The 22,008-nt window shown below is 65.5% G+C and carries 20 protein-coding genes; 10 read left to right on the top strand and 10 right to left on the bottom strand.

Annotated features, from left to right (window positions below; genetic code table 11):
- Positions 1–117: 117 nt before the first annotated feature.
- Both hemN and TVD_RS07350 read left to right on the top strand, forming a co-directional pair.
- Positions 118–1,506, top strand: a complete 1,389-nt coding sequence (gene hemN, locus TVD_RS07355) for an oxygen-independent coproporphyrinogen III oxidase (RefSeq protein ID WP_047251229.1) — start codon at positions 118–120, stop codon at positions 1,504–1,506.
- Positions 1,507–1,807: 301 nt separating this feature from the next.
- A complete protein-coding gene (locus TVD_RS07350; RefSeq protein WP_018145559.1) occupies positions 1,808–2,005 on the top strand; it encodes a DUF2283 domain-containing protein in 198 nt (65 codons plus the stop codon).
- Between the two features lie 48 nt (positions 2,006–2,053).
- On the opposite strand, the gene hpnC is transcribed toward TVD_RS07350, so the two are convergent.
- The 8 genes from hpnC to TVD_RS07310 all read right to left on the bottom strand — a co-directional run bounded on the left by hpnC (position 2,054) and on the right by TVD_RS07310 (position 11,327).
- On the bottom strand, positions 2,054–2,917 hold the full coding sequence (gene hpnC / locus TVD_RS07345; protein ID WP_047251228.1) for a squalene synthase HpnC: 864 nt from the start codon (positions 2,915–2,917) through the stop codon (positions 2,054–2,056).
- A 49-nt stretch (positions 2,918–2,966) separates the two neighbouring features.
- Positions 2,967–3,656 carry a phosphoglycolate phosphatase gene (gene gph / locus TVD_RS07340; RefSeq protein WP_019568298.1) on the bottom strand — a complete coding sequence of 230 codons (690 nt, stop codon included), beginning with the start codon at positions 3,654–3,656 and terminating at the stop codon, positions 2,967–2,969.
- Positions 3,653–4,399 (bottom strand): bifunctional 2-polyprenyl-6-hydroxyphenol methylase/3-demethylubiquinol 3-O-methyltransferase UbiG, encoded by a 747-nt coding sequence (gene ubiG, locus TVD_RS07335; RefSeq protein WP_047251227.1) that lies wholly within the window; start codon positions 4,397–4,399, stop codon positions 3,653–3,655. The genes gph and ubiG overlap by 4 nt, the downstream gene beginning before the upstream one ends.
- Before the next feature lie 284 nt (positions 4,400–4,683).
- A complete protein-coding gene (locus tag TVD_RS07330) occupies positions 4,684–6,018 on the bottom strand; it encodes a TRZ/ATZ family hydrolase (protein ID WP_047251226.1) in 1,335 nt (444 codons plus the stop codon).
- 82 nt (positions 6,019–6,100) lie between these two features.
- Positions 6,101–6,493 (bottom strand): DoxX family protein, encoded by a 393-nt coding sequence (locus TVD_RS07325; RefSeq protein ID WP_018951927.1) that lies wholly within the window; start codon positions 6,491–6,493, stop codon positions 6,101–6,103.
- A 132-nt stretch (positions 6,494–6,625) separates the two neighbouring features.
- Positions 6,626–7,246 (bottom strand): NAD(P)H:quinone oxidoreductase, encoded by a 621-nt coding sequence (wrbA, locus tag TVD_RS07320; RefSeq protein ID WP_018951928.1) that lies wholly within the window; start codon positions 7,244–7,246, stop codon positions 6,626–6,628.
- Positions 7,247–7,354: 108 nt separating this feature from the next.
- The gene (locus tag TVD_RS07315; RefSeq protein ID WP_047251225.1) at positions 7,355–10,147 is read right to left on the bottom strand and encodes a bifunctional diguanylate cyclase/phosphodiesterase; all 2,793 of its coding nucleotides are present in this window, start codon (positions 10,145–10,147) and stop codon (positions 7,355–7,357) included.
- A gap of 319 nt (positions 10,148–10,466) precedes the next feature.
- On the bottom strand, positions 10,467–11,327 hold the full coding sequence (locus TVD_RS07310) for a PhnD/SsuA/transferrin family substrate-binding protein (RefSeq protein WP_047251224.1): 861 nt from the start codon (positions 11,325–11,327) through the stop codon (positions 10,467–10,469).
- A 390-nt stretch (positions 11,328–11,717) separates the two neighbouring features.
- Here TVD_RS07310 and TVD_RS07305 point away from each other — a divergent pair, with 390 nt between their 5' ends.
- Positions 11,718–12,773, top strand: coding sequence for a hypothetical protein (locus tag TVD_RS07305; RefSeq protein WP_047251223.1), 1,056 nt, complete (start codon positions 11,718–11,720; stop codon positions 12,771–12,773).
- Entirely contained in the window at positions 12,773–13,540 is a 768-nt protein-coding gene (locus TVD_RS07300) for an OmpA family protein (RefSeq protein ID WP_026331197.1), read from the top strand. Before TVD_RS07305 ends, TVD_RS07300 begins: the two co-directional genes overlap by 1 nt.
- 11 nt (positions 13,541–13,551) lie before the next feature.
- On the opposite strand, the gene glnD is transcribed toward TVD_RS07300, so the two are convergent.
- The gene (gene glnD / locus TVD_RS07295; protein WP_047251222.1) at positions 13,552–16,227 is read right to left on the bottom strand and encodes a [protein-PII] uridylyltransferase; all 2,676 of its coding nucleotides are present in this window, start codon (positions 16,225–16,227) and stop codon (positions 13,552–13,554) included.
- Between the two features lie 58 nt (positions 16,228–16,285).
- Complete coding sequence (map, locus tag TVD_RS07290; protein ID WP_018145571.1) at positions 16,286–17,071, bottom strand: type I methionyl aminopeptidase; 786 nt, start codon at positions 17,069–17,071, stop codon at positions 16,286–16,288.
- A 244-nt stretch (positions 17,072–17,315) separates the two neighbouring features.
- On the opposite strand from map, the gene rpsB reads away from it, so the two are divergent.
- From rpsB to TVD_RS07260, 6 genes are all read left to right on the top strand, one after another.
- Positions 17,316–18,092 (top strand): 30S ribosomal protein S2, encoded by a 777-nt coding sequence (gene rpsB, locus TVD_RS07285; RefSeq protein WP_018145572.1) that lies wholly within the window; start codon positions 17,316–17,318, stop codon positions 18,090–18,092.
- Positions 18,093–18,152: 60 nt separating this feature from the next.
- On the top strand, positions 18,153–19,022 hold the full coding sequence (gene tsf, locus TVD_RS07280; RefSeq protein WP_018145573.1) for a translation elongation factor Ts: 870 nt from the start codon (positions 18,153–18,155) through the stop codon (positions 19,020–19,022).
- A gap of 103 nt (positions 19,023–19,125) precedes the next feature.
- Entirely contained in the window at positions 19,126–19,863 is a 738-nt protein-coding gene (gene pyrH / locus TVD_RS07275) for a UMP kinase (protein WP_018145574.1), read from the top strand.
- On the top strand, positions 19,856–20,413 hold the full coding sequence (frr, locus tag TVD_RS07270; RefSeq protein ID WP_018938605.1) for a ribosome recycling factor: 558 nt from the start codon (positions 19,856–19,858) through the stop codon (positions 20,411–20,413). Before pyrH ends, frr begins: the two co-directional genes overlap by 8 nt.
- 12 nt (positions 20,414–20,425) lie before the next feature.
- Positions 20,426–21,175, top strand: a complete 750-nt coding sequence (gene uppS, locus TVD_RS07265; protein ID WP_047251221.1) for a polyprenyl diphosphate synthase — start codon at positions 20,426–20,428, stop codon at positions 21,173–21,175.
- On the top strand, positions 21,168–22,004 hold the full coding sequence (locus tag TVD_RS07260) for a phosphatidate cytidylyltransferase (RefSeq protein WP_047251220.1): 837 nt from the start codon (positions 21,168–21,170) through the stop codon (positions 22,002–22,004). Before uppS ends, TVD_RS07260 begins: the two co-directional genes overlap by 8 nt.
- Positions 22,005–22,008: the final 4 nt, after the last annotated feature.

The raw sequence follows: 22,008 nt of genomic DNA, 5'->3' as shown, positions 1-22,008 counted from the left end.
CGGGAGAGGGCGCCCTGAAGGTGGATTGTTGACCTGTATCAAGCTCGGGTCCGGCCTGCGGCCGTAGTCTGCAGAACCAAGGTCGCGAGTGCGCGGCGCACGGCTGTGGAGCCCCGAATGGAACAACGCCTAGTGTTTGACCCCGAAATCCTGCGCCGCTACGACGTGAGCGGGCCGCGGTACACGTCGTATCCCACCGCGCCACAGTTTCACGAGGGCTTTGACGACCGGGCCTATGCCGAGGCGGCGCAGGCCACCAACGGGGCGGACCCGGCGCGGCCGCTGTCCCTGTATGTGCATGTGCCGTTCTGCGACACGGTGTGCTTCTACTGCGCCTGCAACAAGGTCATCACCGGAAATTACCAGCGCGCTCAGCGCTACCTGCAGTATCTGGAGCGCGAGGCCGAACTGCAGGGCGAGCTGTTCGACCGGGAACGCACTGTCGGCCAGCTGCACTTCGGCGGCGGCACTCCGACTTATCTTGGCGATGACGATCTGCGCCGGGTGATGGCGACGCTGGCGAGGCACTTCCGCCTGGACGAAAGTGATGCCCGCGAGTTTTCCATCGAGATTGATCCGCGCGCGGTGCGGCCCGGGACCATCCCGCTGCTGGGCGAGCTGGGTTTTAACCGGATCAGCCTCGGGGTTCAGGATTTCGACCCGAACGTGCAGCGGGCGGTGAACCGCATCCAGCCGTTCGAGGTGACCGCGCGGGCGGTGGAGCAGGCGCGGGCCAACGGCTTCGAATCCACCAACCTGGACCTGATCTACGGCCTTCCCCTGCAGACGGTGGAGACCTATACCGCCACGCTGGAACGCGCGCTGGAGCTGCGCCCGGAGCGCCTGGCGATCTACAACTACGCGCACCTGCCGCAGATGTTCAAGACTCAGCGCCAGATCCGCGAGGCCGACCTGCCGGACGCCGCGGAGAAGCTGGCGATCCTCGAGACCACCATCGCTCGCCTGACCGATGCCGGCTATGTCTACATCGGCATGGACCACTTTGCCCTGCCGGACGACGAACTGGCCACGGCCCAGCGCGCCGGGACGTTGCAGCGCAATTTCCAGGGCTACTCCACACGGGCGGAGTACGACCTGGTGGCACTGGGTCCGACGGCCATCGGCAAGGTGGGCGCCAGCTACAGCCAGAACCTGCGCGAGCTGGATGCCTATTACGCGCGGCTGGATGCCGGGCGCCTGCCGGTGTTTCGCGGACTCGAACTGAATGCCGACGATCGGTTGCGCCGGGACGTGATTACCGAGCTCATGTGCCATTCGCGCATCGATTTCGCCGCGATCGAGGCGCGCCACGGGATCGTGTTCGGAGAGGTCTTCGGGGATGCACTGGAGCGGCTTCAGGGCATGGAGGCCGATGGACTGGTACGCATCGGCGCGGAGCGCCTGGAGATCCTGCCGCGCGGGCGGTTGCTGCTGCGCAACGTCGCCATGGCCTTCGACGCCTACCTGAAGACGGAGAGCGCGCCGCGCTACAGCAAGGTAGTGTGAGCGGCTTGACGGCGATCCGTTCTCGGCGGAAGCTTTGAACAATAGCAACCGGTAACAGGGACGTTCCGGTGAAGACGACACGTTACTTCGAGACTGTACGCGAGAGGCCGGATCGGCGAATGATCCGGGATCACTGGATCAGTAGTGCAATCGACCAACCGTTGTGCGAAGAAGTCCAAGGCGATGGGCGTATCCGCAGATGGGCTCGTGTCGAGGAGGCTGAAGGACGCTACCTTCGCGTTGTTCTGCTGCCGGATGGAGAAACCGTTCACAACGCCTTTTTCGATCGAGGGTTCCAGCCATGAAACTCCAGTACTTCGGGGATACGGATACGCTTTATATCGAATTCCGAGGCGATAGCGTGGCCGAAACCCGCTCGCTTGACGAGAACACTACCCTGGATGTCGATGCCAGTGGTGGTGTTTGCGCCATTACCTTTGAGCACGCAAGCGAACGAACTGACCTCCAGCACCTTACGGTCGAGGGCATTGCCGCTTGATGCCTTTTAAGCCCTCAGCTTAACCAGGGGTTCTCGGCGTCTCGATCCCTACGGTCTTCGGCGGCGCGGTCGAAGGCTGTGGCTCAGGATGATCCAGGCGTCGCGGGTGCGCAGGCGCGGTCGGGCAAAGACGTCGTCCTGCTGGCGCAGCCGCCAGAGGATGCGTGCCCCGCCGTTGATGATGGCCCGGACCTCCAGCCCCATGCGCCCGCGCAGCAGGCCGCCCAGCGGCGCCCCGGCGCGCAGCAGCCGGTCGGCGCGGGCGTATTGAAACTGCATCAAGTTGCGTAGCTGGAAGGTGGTCTGCCCGGTGGCCAGCATCGCTTCGGTCACGCCGTACTGGTCCATCTCTTCCTGCGGCAGGTAGATGCGGTTGTTCTCCCGCAGGTCCTGCTGCAGGTCCTGATAGAAGTTGATCAGTTGCAGCGCCGAGCAGATGGCGTCCGAGTACCCCAGCATCTCGTCGGTTGGGTTGCCGTTCAGGTGCAGCATGAGCCGGCCCACCGGGTTGGCCGAGCGGCGGCAGTAGTCCATGACCTCGCCGAAGGTCGCATAGCGGGGCTGTTCCAGATCCTGCAGGAAGGCGTCGATCAGGTCGGAAAACGGCGCGGCCGGCAGGTCGAAGCGGGCGCGGGCGTCCGCCAGGGCAATCCATTCGGGTTCGTGCTCGGCGGCGGGGTCTTCCAGGATCTGCACGCGTTCCTGCATCGCCAGCAGTGCCTGGCGCCGCTCGGCAACCGGGCGCGGGTCCTCGTCGGCCAGGTCGTCGGCGTCGCGGGCGAAGCAGTAGATCGCCGCCACGGGGCCGCGCAGGCGGCTGGGCAGCAGCCAGGAGGCCACGGGGAAGTTCTCGTAATGCGCCTTGGCACGCTGGCGACAGTGGCGGTAGGCCGAACGGATACGGGGCGACATGGGTGCTCAGGCCCTGTTTCCGGCGTGCAGGGCGCCGAGGTGGGCGGATTCAGCTCGCAAGTCCGGGCTCCGTGGCGGCTCCGTCGGCGTACCAGGCCCAGAAGTCGTTCGGCTGTTCCAGGGCGGCATCGGCGCCCCATTGATCCGGACGCTGGTTGGCGTCGATGTAGCCCCAGTTGGCGATCAGGGTGGGCATGCCGGCGGCCCGTCCGGCCGCGATGTCGCGTTCTGCATCGCCCCAGTAGCAGTGGCGTTCCGGCGGCAGGCCGGTCTGCCGGGCGGCCAGCCACATGGGTTCCGGGGCGGGTTTGCGCTGGGGCAGGGTATCGCCGCTGACGACGGCTGCCATGCGCGAATGCAGCCCGAGGGCCTCCAGCAGCGGATCGGTCAGCCAGCCCGGCTTGTTGGTCACCACGCCGACGGGCCAGCCGCGGGCCTCGCAGGTGTCCAGCAGGTCCGCGAGTCCGGGAAACAGGGCGGTGGTCCGGCACAGGTCGCGGGCGTAGATCTCCAGGTAGCGCTTCTTGAGATGCTCGGCGAAGGCGGGATCGGCGTCCGGGAAGGCGAGATCCACCAGGGCCCGGGACCCGTGGGAGACAAAGTTACGCACGACCTCGAACGCCAGCGGCGCACGGTCGTGTTCGGCCATCAGGGTGACCAGGGCCGCATGCATGTCGGGAGCGGTGTCCAGCAGGGTCCCGTCGAGGTCGAACAGGACCGATCCGAGTTCGCGGGTCATTCGTCGGTGCCGGCTTCGTCGCGGCGGGCGGCCATCAGGTAGTTCACGTCGGTGCGGGCGACCAGACGATAACGCCCGCTCAGGGGTGAATAGGTCAGGCCGGTCATCGCGGTGACCTCGAACCCGTGGCGGCGCAGGGCGGTGCCCAGTTCGGAGGGGCGAATGAAGCGTCCGTACTCATGGGTGCCGGTGGGCAGCATGTGCAATACGTATTCGGCCCCCACGATGGCCTCGGCAAAGGCGCGCGGAGTTCGGTTGATGGTGGACAGGAACAGCCAGCCGCCGGGGCGCACGAGCGTTGCAAGGGCGTCGATCACGGCGTCCGGATCGGGCACGTGCTCCAGCATCTCCAGGCAGGTCACCACATCGTAGTCGCCGGCGTGACGTTCGGCGTGCGCCTCGGCGGTGGTGTGCAGGTAGTGGATCTCCAGTCCTGCTTCCACGGCGTGTTCCCGCGCCACCTCCAGGTGTTCGGCGCCGGCGTCCAGCGCGGTGACCTGAGCGCCGCGAACCGCCATTGCCTCGGAGAGGATGCCGGCACCGCAGCCTACATCCAGCACCTTCTTGCCGGCGAGATCGGCCTGGCCGTCGATCCATTCGAGGCGCAACGGGTTGATCGCGTGCAACGTGGCGAAGGGGCCCTTCGGGTCCCACCATTCGTGGGCCCGATGGGTGAATTTGTGGATCTCGGCGCTATCGACGTTTGCGTGCGCAGAAGTTTGGGAGAGGGGTTCGGGGCTCATGGCGTCTGTCTCGCTCAGGGAAACACTGATTAATGTACACGTTCGCGCTCGAGTCGCTGTTGCGTGCGAACAAGGCGCGGTGACTGCCGTGCAGTCATTCTGCACAAGGGAGCCGCAACGCCGTGCGCGCGCAAGAGCGGCCGAGCCCCTCGGGGTTGGCACCCCAGGTTCCCCGATCCTGCGTTGCGGCCCTTGCCGGTAGAACAACTATCGGCTGCGCACCGCGCCTTGTCTTGGAAAACCTGGGGTACCAACGCGAGCGTGTACATTGATCAGTGTTTCCCTCAGGCAGTGGGCTGCTGGGTTTCCAGCACCCGGACGCGCCAGTACTCGGCTTCGGCGCGGAGGTCCTGAGAGTCCAGCGTAAGCAGTTCGCGGTTGCGGAGCAACGGCCGTCCGGCCACGTAGACATCGCGCACGGCATCGCGGGTGGCGGCGTAAACGATCTGTGCACTGGGGTCGTGCGCCGGTTGCAGTTCCAGCGCCTGCAGGTCTACTGCGACCACATCGGCCTGCTTGCCGGGCTCCAGGGAGCCGATCCGATCCGCGAGTCCCAGGGCTTTGGCACTCCCCAGCGTCGCCATTTCCAGCGCGGCGGTGGCGGGCAGGGCGGCGGCATCGCCACTGATGCCCTTGGCCAGCAGTGCGGCGGTGCGCATCTCGCCGATCATGTCGAGATCGTTGTTGGAGGCGGTGCCGTCGGTCCCGAGGGCGATGTTGAGGCCAGCGTCCTGCAAGCGTGTGACCGGACAGAAGCCGGAGGCCAGTTTCAGGTTCGACTCCGGGCAGTGGGCGATGGATACCGGGCGGCCCCGCAGCAGGTTCAGGTCGGCATCGTCGATCTGGGTCATGTGCACCGCGATGAAGGGCTGGTCCAGCATGCCAAGGCGTGCGAGGCGGGCCAATGGCCGTTCGCCCTGGTCGCGCAGGGCGTCGGCGACCTCGCTGGCCGTCTCGTGGACATGCATGTGGATGGGCACGTTCAGTTCGCGGGCACGGGCCGCCACGCGCTCCAGGCTTGTATCCCCCACGGTGTATGGCGCGTGCGGGGCGACATTGAAGGCGATCCGGTCATGGTGCCCCCAGTTCGCGACGACGTCCGCACCGCGCTGGAAGTACTCGTCTGCCGTGCTGGCCCAGGGCGTGGGGAAGTCGAACACGGTGAGACCCAGCGAGGCACGGATCCCGGTCTCGTCGACCACCCGGGCCGCATCGTCCACGAACAGGTACATGTCACTGAAGCATGTCGTGCCCCCGCGCAGCATCTCGGCTATGGAGAGGCGGCTGCCTGCGCGTACGAATTCGGGGGAGAGCAGCTTGCCCTCGGCCGGCCAGATGTAGCCCTTGAGCCATTCCATCAGCGGGCGGTCGCTGCCGATGCCACGCAGCAGGCTCATGCCGGAGTGGGTGTGGGCGTTCACCAGGCCGGGGATCAGGATCTGGCCGGGGTGATCGCGGTATTCCGCCTCGGGATGGTTGGCGCGCGCGGTGGCTTGCGGTTCGATCGCGTGGATCGTTCCGTCGCGGATGATCAGGGCGTGGTCTTGCAGAAGGGTGTCGCGGGGGACTACCGGGAGGATCTGTGGGGCAGCGAGGATCAGCGTCTGGGCATTGCTCATGGCGGACGGTCTGCGCGGGGATCAGGGTCGCGCATGGTACCTGAAAGGGGCGGCATTGCGCCGCCCCAAGATGCCGTGAGGACTACAGGCGGTTGATCGCGAACCGGCCCGGACCGGTCAGGGCCAGGGCGATCGCCGCGAACAGGAACATCCCCTGCAGCTCGAGGGCCCAGCCGCCGGTGCTGGTGAGCAGGAAGACCTCATGAGCATGGGCGAGCGCGATGGCGAAGACCATGTTGATGGCGATAATCACCGCGCCGATGCGCGAATACAGCCCGATGATGACGAGGATCGGGGCGAGGATCTCGCCGATGTAGACGCCATAGGCGAGGATCGCCGGGAGTCCCGCGTTGGTAACCATGCCTTCGATGCCGCTGATCCCGCCGGTCAGTTTGGCGATGCCGTGCAGCAGGATCATGATCCCGAGGGCCAGGCGGAGTACGAGCTTGCCACTGTCGTCTAGCGTGTTGTCCATTTCCATCCTCTCCTTGTAATGCTGCGGATCGATGTCCCCAGTCGGTGCGGCCGGGCCTGTGCCCGACCGGGTTTGCGCCCAGGCAACATCCGGTCAGTGCATGCGGCCCCTTTCGGATGTGCCTGTGGCAGGTCAGCCGGCGTCGCGCCCCAGACGCTGGGCCCGTGCGACCTCTGCGACGTGGCGCCCCTGCGAGGCGGCCATGCCCAGTTCGTTCTCGCTCGGCTGGCGCGAGCCGTCGCCGTCGGCCAGCGTGGTCGCCCCGTAGGGTGTGCCGCCGCAGACCTCGCTGACATCGAGCAGGCGCTTCTCGGTGTAGGGTAGACCAACCACGGTCATGCCGTAGTGCAGCAGGTTCACGATGGTCGAGATCAGGGTGGTCTCCTGGCCGCCGTGCTGCGAGGCGGTGGAACTGAACACGCTCCCAACCTTGCCGACCAGCTTGTCGCCAAACCACAGGGCACCGGTCTGATCGAGGAAGTTGGCCATCTGTGCGGCCATCCGGCCGAAGCGGGTAGGGGTGCCGATGATGATCGCGTCGTAGTCCGCCAGTTCTTCGGGCTTGGCGATGGGGGCGGCCTGGTCGAGCTTGGCCCCGGCATTGCGCGCCACGTCATCCGGCATCAGTTCGGGGACGCGCTTGATCGTGACTTCGGTATCCGGTACCTCGCGGGCGCCGCGGGCCACAGCTTCGGCCATCTGCTCGATGTGGCCCCAGGTGGAGTAGTACAGGATCAGGACCTTGGTGCTCATGGCGATTCGCCTCCGGTTGACTAGGTTGCAATACCCGTCACCTTAGATCCGATTTATACGAATGAAAATGGCGAAAAACGCCTCCAACCATTCGAAGAATGCGAACAGTCAGGGGTGGGCTGCGGGATTTCCGTTGTCGTTCTGGCGCAGTACCAGGGCCTCAAGTTCTGCCAGCGTGTCGGGATGGCCGTACAGGTAGCCCTGAAAGTGGCGACAGCCGAGGCCGAACAGGAAGGCCCGCTGCTGGTCGTTCTCCACACCTTCGGCGATGACGTCCAGGTCGAGGGTGTGAGCCAGGTTGACCACCATCTGGGCGATCGCGGCATCGTTGGGATCGTCCAGGACGTCGCGGACGAAGGATTGATCGATCTTCAGCTGAGCGAGGGGCAGTCGCTTGAGGTAGGCGAGAGAGGAGTAGCCGGTCCCGAAGTCGTCCAGAGAGAACTCGATGCCGAAGCTCCGAAGTTCCTCGATGTGGGCAATGACGGTCTCCACGTTTTCGAGCAGCATGCTCTCGGTCAGCTCCAGCTTCAGGCGGTGCCCCGGGGCGCCGGTAGCCTCGAGCGTCTGGGCGAGATCGCGCACGAAGTACTTGTGCCGGAATTGGCGCGCGCTGACGTTGACCGACAGGGTGAGGTCCCGAAAGGCGGGCTGGTGTTTCCAGGCGGCCAGCTGCTCACAGGCCGCGCGCAGCACCTTGCGGCCAATCGGGACGATCAGACCGGTCTGTTCTGCCACGGGGATGAACTCGGCGGGCGAGATCATCCCGCGGCTGGCGTGCTTCCAGCGCAGCAGGATCTCGGCCCCGATGACCGCGCCCGACGTGTCCACCTGTGGCTGGTAGTGCACGCTGAAGGCATCTTGATCCAGGGCGTGGCGAAGCTCGCTCTCCAGCTCGAATCGGGCCTCGACGGCACGGTGCAGCTCGGGGTCGTAGAAGCGCACGGTGTTGCGCCCGGCGTTCTTGGCCCGGTACATGGCGAGGTCCGCCTGCTTGAGGATCTCCTCCACGCTCAGATTGCGGCCGCTGAACAGCGTGGCACCGATACTGGGCGTTACGTGCCGCCTCTGTCCCGCCAGCTTGAAAGGATCGCGCAGAATCTCGATGAGCTTGCGACCCACGGCCTCGGCCTGGGTCGCCGCGCGTGCCTGGTCCGGGTGCAGATCGTTGAGGATGATAACGAACTCGTCGCCCCCGAGGCGGGCGAGGGTGTCCGCCTCGCGCACGGAGTTCAGCATGCGCTCGGCGACCTGGCGTAGCAGGTCGTCGCCAACCGCATGGCCGAGGGTGTCGTTGATGTCCTTGAAGTTGTCGAGATCGATGAACAGCAAGGCGCCATGCAGGCGGGTGCGTTCGGTATTGGCGAGACTCTGACCCAGCCGGTCGTGCAGCAGGGTGCGATTGGGCAGTTGGGTCAGCCCGTCGAAGAAGGCGAGACGCCGGATCTCGTCTTCGGCCTCCTTGCGATCGGAGATGTCGGTCATCGTGCCGAAGGTCGCCATCACCTGCTCGTGGTCATCGAAGCGGGCACTGGCGTAGATGCTGACCCAGCGGATGTCACCGTCGCGGGTGCGCAGACGGATCTCCTCGGATTGGGAATGGGAGCCGCCTTCGAGGAGGGTGGCACAGAAGCTATGGGCGTCGTCGTGGTCCTCGGGGGCTACAAAGTCGCACAGCGGGCGGCCGAGAGTCTCTTCCACGCTGAACCCCGTCAGGGCCTCCCAGGCTGGATTCAGCAGGGTCCAGTGGCCTTCGGCATCGGTGCGGAAGATGACCTCGGAGATGTGGTCCACCACGTCGCGGTAGCGGTTCTCGCTTTCCGCCAGAGCATCGGTGGTGCGTCGGTGGGTGGTGATATCCAGGGTCAGGCCGCGCAGGCTCTCCCGGCCGTCCGCGTCACGGGCCCAGGAGAGGATGTCTCGCAGCCACAGCCACTGGCCGTCGCGATGGGCGAAGCGGTAGTCCACCGTGCGCGGGCTGGTCCGGCTCTCGCGGGCGGCGTTCTGCACGCGCGGCAGGTCGGCCGGGTGGATATGCCGGGCGCGCAGCTCGCCCCGGCCCAGGTTGTGGGCCGGGAAGCCCAGCAGACGACGGGTGTCGCCGGACACGAACTCCCATTCGTGGGTGCGCGGATCAGCCTCCCACAAGATCGCGTTGGCACCGCCGAGCATGGACTCCAGGCGTGCGACCGAGCGGTTCAGTTGCTGGTTCTGTTGTTCCAGGGTGGTCTGGGTGGACCCCAGATGGGCGGCGACATCGTTGAAGGTGCGCGCGAGGTCGCCGAATTCGTCGTGCGAGCGCACCGGGATGCGGTGGTCCAGCCGACCGCCCTGCAACGCCTTGCCGCCCTGGTTCAGCAGGCGCAGGCGGCGAGTAATAACCAGGCTGAAGACCACCGCGGCCAGCATGGACAACACGAGCACGCCCAGCGCCAGCAGGACGTTGCGCTGCAGGAGGGTGGCGGACAGGGCGTCGATCGCATCGGTGGAATAGCCCACCGCCAGAGTCCCGAGTGGCTGCCCGGCCAGCTCAATGTCGCGCAGGATCTCGATCTGCCCGGGCGTGGTGCGCGTGCCGTCTGCGCGTTCCGGGATGGTGTCGGGCGAGATGCCCACCGACGCCATCGGCTGGTCCTGGGCATCGAGTACCACGGCATAGAGGACATTGGAGTCGTCCGCGACGAGTTCGAGCAGGTCCTGCAGCATCGCCGGATCCGCGTAGGCCAGGCCGGGGGTCAGCGCGCTGGAAAGGAGGCGGCCCTGCTGTTCGGCGAAGCGTTCCAGCATCTGCGACTGGTTCTGCTGCACCTGGGAGATGCCGCTGATCATCAGTGCTGCCACCATCGCGACCTGGATCGCGACGGTGCCGATAATGATCTGCCAGGCGAAATTCAGGCGCATGGGGGGGGCGCCGACGCCTGTGGGGCGATGCCGGCAGGGGTGGGGCCAGAGCTGGTTGGAGCCGGGCCGGGAAGGGGCATCGACGGAATCCGGGTTGCGTGCGCGCCAGAGTCACCGCGTGGTGCGGCCATGGATTTATCGCGCCCATTTTAGCGGTACTGGACGAAGGATGCCCGTCCCGCATTTGAAATGTGGGGAAGGCCACGGGGGGCGGTGGCGATCGTTGGGGTGGGTGGATGGCGAGGTAGCGGGGGAGAAGCCGAAATCCCAGGTGCGGTCCGCGCCCGTGCGTGGGCGTGATGGATGCTGCGGGCTGAACTTACGGGGTCGGGTTCCCGGCCGGGATGGGGGTCCGGAGATCGAATTTGGCTTCCAACTCATCCAGCGCACCCTGGAAGGCCGCGTACTCGCCGGCATGCGCCGCGATGAATCCGCGGTGTCCGATATGCCTCAGGAGTGCCGTGCCGGACGGGCTCTGCTGCAGCGTGATCAGGCGATGGTGCAACCGCGGGGTGTCGCTATCCAGACGTTTGTGGACCAGAAGGGTAAGTCCCGGGAACCGGTCGGATTGGGCGAGGATACGTACCAGGCTTCCGTCGCCCAGCGACATGTGGCGTTCGCGGTCGCCCTCCATATCCGGTCGCACCGGCAATACGTTGCCTTCGATGATCATGACCAGGGCATCGGCGATTCCGCGTTGGAATGCGGCCACTGCGGCGTTGTTGTGGTGATAGTGCAGGTAGCGGGGCGGGCCGGGTGGGTCGGGCCAGTCCTCGGCGTCAGTCAGGCTGCGTGCGAGGGTCGCGGCGCGGCTTTCCTTGTACGGGACTGCGAGGGATCGGCCTGCGAGGCCTGCAAGCGAACTGATGTCACCCCCGGGACGCACCAGGAGGACCATCGCCAGCTCTTCCTCGCTGCGGGCCAGTAAGCGGTAGGGCCCGTTTTCCGTGAGGAGTGGCACTACCTGCGGTGCCACGAGGACCAAGTCGTAGCGGCCCTCCCGACTGCGTTCGAGCAGTGTCGGCAGGTCGCGTGCAGACTCCAGCTGAACGGGCTGGCCAAGTTCGGTTCCCAGCCAGTCGCGCAGGGGTGCGTAGCGTGTGAACAGCGCGGGTGGGCTGGCAAATGGCTGAATCCCGAAGGTGAATGGGGCTTGTGCCTGAGCCGGGGTACTCAGCAACCAGAGCAGGCTGGCGAGTGCCAGCCAGACGAGCGCCGGCCGCCGCCGGGGCGGGCCGATGGGCTTGCATGACACGTTCGCAGCAGGCGTGACTGTCGCTGGCATGGAGCCACCGTCTATTGGGCTTCACTGGGTAAGACGGATCAGGCGGGCGATTTCGTCCCATTCGGGGCGTCAAAGAATGGACGATTAGGCTCTGGTTGCGGTTCGCTTCCTGGCGCGTGGGCGTCGGGAATCCGTCGAAACCTTGTGGCGCGCCCGGGCCGATCGTGCCTGAAAGCCCCGTTCCACCGGTCTTTGGTGGGTCTGGCGTTGTTTTTGCTTGCATCCGGTTCTTACGAATCGCACGACCGCGCGGGCGCTACCGACGCCGCGGGACGGAGGAAGCACATGACCGGAATTTTCGATCGGGTCGCCGAGGCGCTGTTGGCCACGTTGCAGGGGCTCAGTCCATTAAGCGTGATTGGCTTGTTCGCGCTGTTGCTGTTTGGGCTGTTCCTGGCGGCGTTGACGGCGACGGCATTGCGCCGCGCCGAGTCCTTGCAGGGAGCGGCGCCCGCGCTGCTGACCACCGTGGGGATTCTCGGCACCTTCCTCGGGGTCGCCATCGGACTGCTGGATTTTGATGCTGGACGGGTGGAGGCCAGTATCCCGGCCTTGCTGGAAGGGCTCAAGCTGGCCTTCGTGACCAGTATCGTGGGCATCTTGCTGGCGGCGGTGTTGCGGATGGTTCAGGTGATGGTACCCGCACCGACGGCGTCCCCCGAACCGTCTGCGGAGGGTGCGTCGGATGCACCATTGGATAATGCGCACCTGGCGGCACAACAACGGGATGCCTCGCTGGCCGTAGTGGAGGCGGTGCGGGCCCTCGATCAGCGCCTGGATGCCCGGCTGGAGCAACAACACCGCGAATTGACCGGCGCGCTCGATGGCATGGCCGAGCGCATCACCGAGATGAGCAGCGGGCACCTGGTAGAAGCCCTGGAGCGGGTGATCCACGATTTCAACGATCGCCTGGGTGAACAGTTTGGCGAGAACTTCCGGCGTCTGGATGACTCGGTCGCTCGCCTGGTGGAGTGGCAGGATCAGTATCGCGAGCAGATGGACACCCTGCATCGGGCCTTCGACCAGGCCCGTGCCGGGGTCGAGCAGACCGAGCAGACCCTGGAGCGCATGACCGGGCAGGCCTTGCAGATCACCCGGCACGTGGAGGATCAGGAATCGACGCTCTCCAGTCTGCGGCGCGAGACGGTGGAACTGGAGGCCCTGCTGGGGAGCATCGCGGCCCTGCGGGATCGTGCCACCGAGGCCTTCCCGGCGATGGACGCACGGCTGGAGGCGATGCTTGAGAGTATCGAGAATGCCGTCCAGGCAGGGCTCGCGGCGGAGACGCGCTGGGGTGGGGAACGCTCCGCCGCCATCGCCTCCGCGGGCGGGCGTAATTGATGTTTTCCTGGTTGGCGCGCCGCCGTCGGCGACAAGGTATGGCCGCGGGAAACGAGGCCGACCAGGGTTCGCACTGGCTGGCGGTGGCGGACCTGATGGCCGCGCTGATGATGATCTTCCTGTTCCTCGCGCTGCTGCACATGGTTCAGGTGGAGCGCGAGAGTGCGGTGCATACCGAGGTTCGCAACGAGGCGGCCGCCTTGCGCGCGGCGATTTATTCGGTTCTGGAGGAGGAGTTTCGCGAGGATTTGCCGCGCTGGAATGCGGAACTGGACCGCGATAGCCTGACCTTGCGCTTTCGCGAGCCGGAGGTCCTGTTCGAGCGCAGTTCGGCACGCATCCGGCCGCGCTTCGAGGCGATTCTCGAGGACTTCATGCCGCGCTACGCGGAACAGTTGCGTCCGTTCGCCGAGGTCATTCGGGAGGTGCGGATCGAGGGCCACACCTCCAGCGAGTGGGCCGGCAGCGACGATGCGCTGGAGGCCTATTTCGGAAACATGGATCTTAGCCAGCGCCGCACGCGCGCGGTGCTGGAATATGCCTATCAGCTGGAGCCCTTGCAGGAGGCGGACTGGTTCCGCTCGCGGGTCGCGGCCGTGGGGTTGTCCTCTTCACGCCGGGTGCTGGACGAGCGCGGCGAGGAGGATCGTCGGGCATCCCGCCGAGTCGAGTTCAGTGTCCTGACCGATTTCGAGGCGCGCCTGCTGGGCGCGGGGGCGGCGTCCGACGAGGCAGGGCCCCGACCTCTGGAGGCGCGCGGGCGCTGACCCGGCTGCCGTCAGATGGCGCCGAGCAGGGCCTTGCGCAGGCCCGCCTGATCCTCGTCGTCGAGAGCAGCCGACCCGGGACGGCTGAGGAGGAAACTGTCCTCGACCTGTTCCCCGGCCGTGGCGATGCGTGCAGTCCGCACGTCGATTCCCTGCTCGGCAAGGACATGCCCGATGGTCGACAGCAGGCCGGGTCGATCCAAAGCGCGCAGCCGCATGCGCGTTGCCTGGCCGCCCGCAGCGGGTTCGAATTCGATCTGCGTATCCACGTCGAAGTGCTTGAGGCGGCGTGGAAGCTGGCGTGAGGCCGGGTTGGGGATGGTCCCTTCGCGTTCGAGTTCGCGTTCGAGGCTCTGGCGGATCTCTTCGGAGCGATAACCGGCATCCACGGTCTGGCCCCCGCCGCTTTCGAGAACCAGAAAGGTATCCAGCGTGCGGCCGCCCGCGGTCGTGATGATCCGTGCGTCCACGATGTCCAGTCCCAACTGGGTCAGGGCGCTGGTGATGCGCGCGAAGATCCGGGGATGGTCGCTGGCGTAGACGAAGATCTCCGTGCTCCCGCGCGAGGTCTTCGGGCGCACCAGGATCAGGGGGAGGGCGTCCGGGGGGAGTGGCAGCAGGGCCCGGCCGTGCCAGGCGATCTCGTCAGCGGAATGGCGCAGGAAGTATTCGTCGTCCAGTTCGTCCCACAGCTTCCGGGCCTGATCGGTATCGAAGCCTTGTTGTTCGATTAACGCGAGTGCCTCGGTGCGGGTTTGCCGGATCTGTTCGTCCATGTCCGGCGGGGTATCCAGGCCCCGGTCCAGGACATTGCGGGTGGCGTGATAAAGGGTTTGGAGCAGGGAATCCTTCCAGCTGTTCCACAGCTCCGGATTGGTTCCGCGGATATCGGCAATGGTCAGCAGATAGAGAAAGTCCAGGCGTTCGCGGGTGACCACCTCGCGGGCGAAGCCCATGACGACCTCGGGGTCGGAGATGTCCTTGCGCTGGGCGGTCAGCGACATCAGCAGGTGGGAACGCACCAGCCAGGCGACCAGGCCGGCATCCGCGTCCGACAGGCCGTGATGCTGGCAGAAATGCAGGGCATCGTGGGCCCCCAGCTCGGAATGATCACCCCCGCGGCCCTTGGCGATGTCGTGAAACAGGGCGGCCAGCACCAGGCGTTCGGGGCGCACCAGTCCGGAGTAGATCTGGTGCGCCAGTGGCTGTTCGTGCGCGAACTCGGGCAGCGCCAGGCGCCGCGCGTTGCGCACCACGTTCAGGGTGTGCTCGTCCACGGTGTAGGCGTGGAACAGGTCGTACTGCATGCGTCCGATGATGCGCCCGAAGGCCGGCAGGTAATTGCCCAGCACGCCGTAGCGGTTCATGCGGCGCAGCTGGCTGGTGATCCCGCGCGGGGCGCGCAGGATGTCCATGAAGAGCTCGCGGCACACCGGATTGCGGCGGAAGTGCCCATCGATCAGGTGGCGGTGGGCCCGGATCAGGCGGATGGTGGAGGCGCGGATGCCCTGGATCTCCGGGTGTTCCTGGAGCAGGCGGAAGACCTCCAGCAGCGCCGGCGGATAGATCATGAAGACCTGATCGTGCGCCGCCTCGAGGTAGCCGCCCCGGACCTGGAAACGTTGGTGGATGCGTACGGGGTCCTGCAGGGCTTCCGGATCGTCGAGGATGGCCTCGTTGAAGTGCTGCAGCAGCAGTTCGTTCAGCCGCTCGAGATCGTTGATGGTGCGGAAGTAGCGCTGCATGAACTGCTCGACCGCCCGGTTGTGGTTCTGGTCGACAAAGCCGAAGGTGTTGGCCAGCTGGCGCTGCAGATCGAAAAGCAGGCGGTCCTCGCGGCGGCCCGCGAGCATGTGCAGGGCAAAGCGTACCCGCCAGAGGAAGTTCTGGCCCTCCATCATCTCGCGGAACTCACCCTCGCGCAGGAAGCCCAGTGATACCAGCTCCTCGATGCGCTCGGCGCCATAATGACGCTTGGTGACCCAGCCGATCATCTGGATGTCGCGCAGGCCGCCGGGGCCTTCCTTGACGTTCGGCTCGAGGCGGTAGGCGGTCTCGCCAAAACGTCGATGGCGGGCTTGTTGTTCGGCCAGCTTGGCGGCATAGAAACTGCGCGAGTCCCAGATGCGGTCGGGCTCGATGGCGCCACGGAAGTCGTTGAACAGGCTGAGATGGCCGGCCAGGTAGCGGGCCTCGATCAGGTTGGTCGCGACGGTGATGTCGTCGCGCGCCTCGCGGGTGCAGTCGTCGATACTGCGCACGCTGTGCCCGACCTCGATGCCGATGTCCCAGAGGAACGTGACGAAGTCGCTGATCCGGTCGAAGAGGGCGGGGTCATGTTCGCCCTCGAGGATGATCTGGATGTCGATATCGGAGGCCGGGTGCAGTTCGCCGCGGCCATAGCCACCGACCGCGATCAGGCATAGCTGGTCGTCATCCGCGAGGCCCTTCTGGGCCCAGATCAGCTTGAGCAGCTCGTCGATGCGCCGGGCGTGGCCATGGATCAGCTCGGCGATCGGCATGCCGTCGCGAAAGCCCTGGTATTGCTGTTCCAGGATGGCGCGCCGGCGGTCCCGGAACAGGGCGATGTTCCCCGGGTTGCGGCTGAGGCGCTGATAGTCCTCGCCCCAGTCCGGGGTGAACGCGGGGGTATCGAGTTCGCCGGGGGTGCTGCCCGCAGGATTCATTGGAGCTCCGTAGGTTGGGCGGTTCGAATCAGCGGGGAACAGGCGTGATGGCCTTCGGTCAGGCCGCGATCTCCTGAGGTGGGGTTTCGTCCTTGCGCAGGGTCAGGATCTCGTATCCGTCGGCGGTGACCAGTAGTGTGTGTTCCCACTGCGCCGACGGACTGTGATCCTTCGTCACGGCGGTCCAGCCATCCGCCAGGATGCGGGTGTGGCGGCGGCCGGCATTGATCATCGGCTCGATGGTAAAGCACATGCCTTCTCTCAGGGTCATGCCGGTGCCAGGCTTGCCATAGTGCAGGACCTGCGGATCCTCGTGGAAGCCGCGCCCGATCCCGTGGCCGCAGAACTCGCGCACCACGGAGCAGCGTTGTGCCTCGGCGTACACCTGAATCGCGTGGCCGATATCGCCCAGCGTTGCGCCCGGGCGAACCTGCTGGATGCCGAGGTACATGCTGGTGCGTGCCACGTCGATCACCCGCTGGGCCTGGATACCGGCCTTGCCGATCACGAACATGCGGCTGGTGTCGCCGTGGAAGCCGTCCTTGATCACGGTGATATCGATATTGAGGATATCGCCGTTCTTCAGCTTGCGATCCCCCGGGATGCCGTGGCAGACCTGATGGTTCACCGAGGTACAGATCGACCTTGGGAAGCCGCGATAGTTGAGTGGGGCCGGGATCGCGTCCTGGGTGTTCACGATGTAGTCGTGACAGATCCGGTCCAGTTCCCCGGTCGTCACGCCGGCTTGCACGTGGGGCTCGATCATCTCGAGGACTTCGGCGGCCAGGCGGCCGGCGACGCGCATGTGTTCGATCTCTTCGGGGGTCTTGATGGAAACGGACATGGGGGCTCCCGCCGCGGCGCCCGGAGGGGCTCGGCGTTTGGTTCGGGTAAGTGTCCTATGCTATAAAGCGCGCGCCTCGCTGGCAATTCGGCGGGGCCGGAAGCCGCCTTTTGCGGGGCGACTCCCGAAACCTTAATCCACACACGCATCGGCACGATCTGTCGGGTGCCCGCCCTCGAAGAAGATTCGGTTCGGGTTTCAGATCGGGATGCGTGGAGGCTCAACCCGTTACAGGAGAAAACTCATGTCCCTCGTGACTATGCGACAGATGCTGGAGGCCGGTGTGCACTTCGGCCACCAGACGCGTTACTGGCATCCCAAGATGGCCCCGTACATCTTCGGGGAACGCAACAAGATTCATATCATCAACCTCGAGAAGTCCCTGCCGATGTTCAACGATGCGTTGAACTTCCTCGGCAAGATCGCTGCCGACGGTGGCCAGATCATGTTCGTCGGCACCAAGCGCTCGGCCCGCGACGTGGTGGCCGAAGAGGCAAACCGTTGCGGCATGCCGCACGTGAGCCACCGCTGGCTGGGCGGCATGCTGACCAACTTCAACACCGTCAAGCAGTCGATCAAGCGCCTGAAGGACCTCGAGACGATGGACGCCGATGGCAGCTTCCAGGTCCTGAACAAGCGCGAGGCCCTGAGCCGTCGCCGCGAAAAGGACAAGCTGGATCGCAGCCTGGGCGGTATCAAGGACATGAACCGCATGCCCGATGCGATGTTCGTGATCGACGTCGGCTACGAGAAGATTGCGGTGGCCGAGGCGAAGAAGCGCGGCATTCCGGTCGTCGCCGTGGTGGATTCCAACCATTCCCCGGAAGGCGTGGATTACGTGATCCCGGGCAACGATGACGCGATGCGTGCGATTCAGCTCTATGTGGCTGCGATCGCCGATACCATCATCGAGGCCAAGGGTGCGGTGACCACGGGTGGCATGGGCGAAGCAGAAGCCGCCGAGCCGGCCGCTGCAACGACTGACGCTCCCGACACCGCGTCGCCCGCCAACCCCGCTTGATAACAGGAGCCGGTCGCCACGCTGGCGGCCGGCTCGAGCATGATTCAGGAGCAAGCAACGATGCAGATTACTGCTGCACAAGTAAAAGAACTGCGCGAGCGCACTGGCGCCGGCATGATGGAATGCAAGAAGGCCCTGACTGAAACCGGCGGCGATCTGGAAGCGGCGGTCGAGGCAATGCGCAAGTCCGGCATGGCCAAGGCCGACAAGAAGGCGGATCGTGTCGCGGCCGAAGGTCGCGTCGAGATTGCCAGCGACGGTTCGCGCGCGGTGATCGTCGAGATCAACTGCGAGACGGACTTCGTCGGCAATGACGACAACTTCCGTGCCTTCACCAGCGCCTGCGCCAATGTGGCGCTGAACACCGCCGCCGATTCGGTGGAAGGCCTGATGACCGAGACCGTCGATGGTCAGACCCTGGAAGAGCAGCGTACGCAGCTGATCGCCAAGGTCGGCGAGAACGTCCAGGTCCGCCGTTTCGAACGCATGACGGCGGAAGGTGCGCTGGGTTTCTATCAGCATGGTGCCCGGATTGGCGTGCTGGTTGGCCTGAATGGTGGTGACGAGCAGCTGGCCAAGGATATCGCGATGCATATCGCGGCGAGCCATCCGGTGTGCATCGACGAGAGTCAGGTGCCGACCGAGATGCTCGACAAGGAACGTGCGATCTTCAAGGCCCAGGCCGAGGAATCGGGCAAGCCGGAGAACATCATCGAGAAGATGATCGAGGGGCGTATCCGCAAGTATCTGGGCGAGATCACCCTGGTGGGCCAGCCGTTCGTGAAAGATCCCGATCAGACGGTCGCACAGCTGCTGGAAAGCAAGGGTGCTTCGGTCTCCGGCTTCATCCGTTTCGAGGTGGGCGAGGGGATCGAGAAGAAGACCGAGAACTTTGCCGAAGAGGTAATGGCTCAGGCGCGCGGCGCCTGATCCAGAAGGACTCCGGGGCGGCCGCTTGATGCGGCCGCTTCCGGCTAAAAGGGCCAGAAAAAACTGGCAAGCGAGAACAACCGAGCCCGAGATAAGGAACCCCATGAGTCAGGACAGCCAGCCCGCGTTCCGGCGCATCCTTCTGAAGTTGAGTGGGGAGGCCCTGATGGGTCAGCAATCCTACGGGGTTGACCCGGATGTCCTGGCGCAGGTGGCCGAAGAGGTCTCGGAGCTCTCCCGCATGGGGGTCGAGGTCGGCATCGTGATCGGTGGCGGCAACATCTTCCGCGGTGCGGGTCTGGCACAAGGCGGCATGGACCGGGTGACCGGCGACCACATGGGCATGCTGGCAACGGTGATCAATGCGTTGGCGCTGCAGGATGCGATCGAGCGCGCCGGGCGTTTTTCGCGGGTGATGTCGGCGATCCGCATCAACCAAGTGTGCGAGGACTACATCCGCCGGCGTGCGGTACGCCACCTGGAAAAGGGGCGCATCGTGGTGTTTGCCGCCGGAACCGGGAATCCGTTCTTCACCACGGATTCCGCGGCGAGCCTGCGAGCGATCGAGATCAACGCGGACATCATGATCAAGGCGACCAAGGTCGACGGGGTCTACGATGCCGATCCGATGACCACCAAGGATGCCCGACGCTACGAGCGGCTGACGTTCGACGATGCGCTGGAACAGCGTCTGGGCGTAATGGATACCACGGCCCTGGTGATGTGCCGAGACAATGGCCTGCCGATCCGTGTAATGAACATGTTTGCCAAGGGCGACCTGCAACGGCTCGTGATGGGCGAGGCGGTCGGCACCTTGGTCGAGGGAGCCCGTAATGAGTGACGCCACCCTGAAAGATGCGCGCGAACGCATGGACAAGAGCCTGGAAGCGTTGCGCAACGAGCTATCGAAGATTCGAACCGGCCGTGCGCACCCCACGCTGCTCGAACATGTGCATGTGGAGTACTACGGCATGGATGTGCCGATCAACCAGGTCGCGAACATCAATGCCGAGGACGCACGCACGCTCTCCGTGGTCCCGTACGAGAAGGACATGGTCGGCAAGATCGAGAAGGCCATCATGACTTCGGATCTGGGACTCAATCCGGCGAGCATGGGGACGACGATCCGTGTGCCGCTGCCGGCGCTGACCGAAGAGCGTCGGCGTGACCTGGTCAAGGTCGTCCGGGCCGAAGCCGAGCACGCGCGGGTGGCCGTGCGCAATATCCGGCGGGATGCCAACAACGCCTTCAAGCAGCTGGTCAAGGACAAGGAGATGTCCGAAGACGACGAGCACAAGGCGCAGGATCAGATCCAGAAGCTGACCGACGACCACATCACCAAGGTCGACGCGATGCTTGCGGACAAGGAAGCCGAGTTGATGGAAGTCTGACCGGCGCAGGCGATGCCGGTTACTACTTCACCCAGCGAGGCGCTCCCGGCGCACGTGGCCATCGTGATGGACGGCAACGGGCGTTGGGCCGAGGCCCGAGGTCTGAGTCGTTCCGAAGGCCACCGGGCGGGGCTGGAGGCGACGCGGCATGCCGTGCGGTTTTTCGCCGAACAAGGCGTGGGCACCCTGACGCTGTTCGCCTTTAGCAGCGAGAACTGGGGCCGCCCGCGCGAAGAGGTCGAGGCACTGTTCGATCTGTTTGTGTCCGCCATCGAGGCGGAACTCCCGGAACTGATCGAGCGCGGCATCGCGCTCACCTTTATTGGCGATCGCGCAAGCTTCCCGTCGGATCTGCAGACGCGGATAGCGGAAGCCGAGCAGGCCTCTGTCGCCAACGAGGGTATGCGGGTTGTCGTGGCACTGGGATACGGTGGCCGCTGGGACATCCTGCAGGCGGCCCGCCGCTGGGTAGCCGCCGGCGATGAAGGGGCGAATCCCGAGACTTCTTTCGCCGGCTATTTGAGCACGGCCGGGATGCCGGACGTCGATCTGTTGATCCGCACCGGCGGCGAACGCCGCATCAGCAACTTCCTCCTGTGGCAGGCGGCGTATGCCGAGTTGCTCTTCATCGAGACGTTCTGGCCGGACATCACAGCCGATGATCTGCGACAGGGGCTGGCGTGGTATGCGAGTCGCCAGCGGCGTTTCGGCTGCGTGACCGGAGCCGCCGAGGCAAGTGCGCGGGAGGTGCCGAGTGCTTAAACAACGGATTCTGACCGCCGCGGCGCTGGGTTTGCCGGCGCTGGCTCTGGTGGCCTGGGGCCCGAACTGGGCGGTGCTGGCGCTGGTCGCGCTGGTCCTCGGGTTGGCGACCTGGGAGTGGGGTGGACTGGCCAGGCTCGAAAACCCGTTGGCACGCGGTGCGCTGGTGGCGGCCGTGGTGGTTCCCGTGGTTGCGCTTGGTCTGGCGCCGGTTGCGGGGTTGCACTACCTGATCCTGGGTCTGGTGTTGCTGTGGTGGCTGGTGATCCTGTTGCTGTTGCCGTTTTATCGCGAACGCGAGACGGCCGCACCGGCATCCAGTCGGACCCTCTTTGCGGTGGCCGCGATCATGACGTTGGTGCCGGCGGGAATGGGCCTGGTGTGGCTGCATGCCCTGGCGCCTTTGCTGGTGGTCTATCTGGTGGTGCTGGTTGGCCTGGCCGACACCGGGGCGTATTTCGCCGGGAAGGCGTTCGGGCGCAACCCGCTGGCGCCGCATATCAGTCCGGGGAAGACCCGCGAGGGCTTGCTTGGCGGGCTACTGACGGTGCTGGCCTTCGCGATCGTGGTGGCGGCCGTTTGGGGCCTCGAGCCGATGGACGCGATGGTATTCCTGCTGCTGTCGGTGCTGATCGGGCTGGTCTCGGTTGTGGGGGACCTGTTCGAGAGCATCCTGAAGCGACAGGCTGGCGAGAAGGACAGTGGTTCCTTGCTGCCGGGCCACGGGGGTATTCTGGACCGGTTCGACAGCATGGTCGCGGCGGCTCCGGTTTTCCTGGCCGGGTTGTTGTGGCTGGCGCTGATTCCGGCCCCGCCGGTGGCGGCATAGCGCG

The sequence above is a fragment of the Thioalkalivibrio versutus genome, from assembly GCF_001020955.1.
Classification (GTDB): domain Bacteria; phylum Pseudomonadota; class Gammaproteobacteria; order Ectothiorhodospirales; family Ectothiorhodospiraceae; genus Thioalkalivibrio; species Thioalkalivibrio versutus.
Note: the sequence above shows the minus strand (reverse complement) of the source record. Positions and strands in the feature narration are given on the sequence as shown.

Coding starts and splice junctions, on each gene's coding strand:
- wrbA (WP_018951928.1), bottom strand. CDS start 7,246: ATGAGCACCAAGGTCCTGATCCTGTACTACTCCACCTGGGGCCACATC.
- pyrH (WP_018145574.1), top strand. CDS start 19,126: ATGAGTCAGGACAGCCAGCCCGCGTTCCGGCGCATCCTTCTGAAGTTG.
- TVD_RS07305 (WP_047251223.1), top strand. CDS start 11,718: ATGACCGGAATTTTCGATCGGGTCGCCGAGGCGCTGTTGGCCACGTTG.
- frr (WP_018938605.1), top strand. CDS start 19,856: ATGAGTGACGCCACCCTGAAAGATGCGCGCGAACGCATGGACAAGAGC.
- TVD_RS07300 (WP_026331197.1), top strand. CDS start 12,773: ATGTTTTCCTGGTTGGCGCGCCGCCGTCGGCGACAAGGTATGGCCGCG.
- TVD_RS07330 (WP_047251226.1), bottom strand. CDS start 6,018: ATGAGCAATGCCCAGACGCTGATCCTCGCTGCCCCACAGATCCTCCCG.
- TVD_RS07315 (WP_047251225.1), bottom strand. CDS start 10,147: ATGCGCCTGAATTTCGCCTGGCAGATCATTATCGGCACCGTCGCGATC.
- ubiG (WP_047251227.1), bottom strand. CDS start 4,399: ATGAGCCCCGAACCCCTCTCCCAAACTTCTGCGCACGCAAACGTCGAT.
- tsf (WP_018145573.1), top strand. CDS start 18,153: ATGCAGATTACTGCTGCACAAGTAAAAGAACTGCGCGAGCGCACTGGC.
- glnD (WP_047251222.1), bottom strand. CDS start 16,227: ATGAATCCTGCGGGCAGCACCCCCGGCGAACTCGATACCCCCGCGTTC.
- uppS (WP_047251221.1), top strand. CDS start 20,426: ATGCCGGTTACTACTTCACCCAGCGAGGCGCTCCCGGCGCACGTGGCC.
- hemN (WP_047251229.1), top strand. CDS start 118: ATGGAACAACGCCTAGTGTTTGACCCCGAAATCCTGCGCCGCTACGAC.
- map (WP_018145571.1), bottom strand. CDS start 17,071: ATGTCCGTTTCCATCAAGACCCCCGAAGAGATCGAACACATGCGCGTC.
- gph (WP_019568298.1), bottom strand. CDS start 3,656: ATGACCCGCGAACTCGGATCGGTCCTGTTCGACCTCGACGGGACCCTG.
- TVD_RS07325 (WP_018951927.1), bottom strand. CDS start 6,493: ATGGACAACACGCTAGACGACAGTGGCAAGCTCGTACTCCGCCTGGCC.
- rpsB (WP_018145572.1), top strand. CDS start 17,316: ATGTCCCTCGTGACTATGCGACAGATGCTGGAGGCCGGTGTGCACTTC.
- TVD_RS07350 (WP_018145559.1), top strand. CDS start 1,808: ATGAAACTCCAGTACTTCGGGGATACGGATACGCTTTATATCGAATTC.
- hpnC (WP_047251228.1), bottom strand. CDS start 2,917: ATGTCGCCCCGTATCCGTTCGGCCTACCGCCACTGTCGCCAGCGTGCC.